The 1,240-nt window shown below is 64.0% G+C and carries 1 protein-coding gene; it reads left to right on the top strand.

The window, feature by feature from the left end; genetic code table 11:
• Positions 1 to 63: 63 nt before the first annotated feature.
• A protein-coding gene (locus tag ACVOLL_RS20550) for an IS3 family transposase (RefSeq protein WP_241899288.1) occupies positions 64 to 1,214 on the top strand; the annotation gives its coding sequence in 2 pieces (ribosomal slippage) (positions 64 to 310 and positions 310 to 1,214; 1,152 coding nt in all).
• Positions 1,215 to 1,240 lie beyond the last annotated feature (26 nt).

The raw sequence follows: 1,240 nt of genomic DNA, 5'->3' as shown, positions 1-1,240 counted from the left end.
TGGACCGGCCAGCCTTTCGTAGACATCCGGTTGCCATAATTCATGGCAATGACCGAGGTGTTTATGGGCAACAGCAAGCAGTACACGGATGAGTTCCGTGCCGAAGCGGTGAAGCAGGTGATCGAGCGTGGCTTCACGGTCGTGGATGTCGCCTCCCGGATCGGGATTCCCAAGCACACGTTGTATGGCTGGGTGCAGGCGGCCAAGAAGACGGTACCGGCCCCTGGAGCCACGGTTGCGCCGAGCGACTCGGCCGAGATCCGACGGCTCAAGGCTGAGCTGCGGCGGGTGACCGAGGAGCGCGACATCCTAAAAAAAGCCGCCGCGTACTTTGCCAAGGGGTAAGGGCGAAGTACGCGTTCATGCGCGCGCACGCCCGGGAGTTCCGCTTGGTGGCGATGTGCCGGGTGCTTGGCGTGCAGCGCAGCGGCTACTACGCCTGGCTGCGCCATGGCGCCAGCGCTCGTGAGCGCGAAGATCAGCGTCTGCTGGGGCTGATCAAGCACAACTGGCTGGCCAGCGGCACGGTGTATGGCTATCGCAAGATCACCCTGGACCTGCGCGAGGCCGGCGAGCAATGCAGTCGGCACCGCGTCTTGCGGTTGATGAGGGCAGAAGGTCTGCGTGCCCAAGTCGGCTATGGCCGCAAGCCGCGTCATCGCGGCGGCCCGGCGGGCGTGGTGGCCAACGTGCTCAACCGGGACTTCGGGCCACAGGCACCGAACAAGGTCTGGGTCACCGACATCACCTACATCCGGACCTACGAGGGCTGGCTGTTCCTGGCGGCGGTGATGGACCTGTATTCGCGCCAGATCGTGGGTTGGGCAACCGCTTCGACGATGACCAGCGATCTGGTGCTGCAGGCACTGGTGGCGGCGGCGTGGCGGCGCAAGCCCGGTCCTGGCGTGATGGTGCACTCCGACCAGGGCTGTCAGTTCACCAGCAGCGATTGGCAGTCGTTCCTGAAAGCGTACCGGATGGTGCCGAGCATGAGCCGACGCGGGAACTGCCACGACAACGCCGTGGCCGAGAGTTTCTTCAGCGTCTTGAAGAAGGAGCGGATCAAGCGGCGGATCTACCCGACACGCGCCATGGCGGCATCGGACGTGTTTGACTACATCGAGATGTTCTACAACCCGATCCGCCGGCATGGTTCCGCTGGCGGACTGTCACCGGTAGAGTTTGAAAGGCGCTACGCGCAGAGCGGCGACTGAGTGTCTACAGAACTCTGGCCGGTCCA

This window comes from Stenotrophomonas sp. STEN035, from assembly GCF_056759935.1.
The sequence above is the reverse complement of the archived record's forward strand: the minus strand, read 5'-3'. Positions and strand labels throughout refer to the sequence as shown.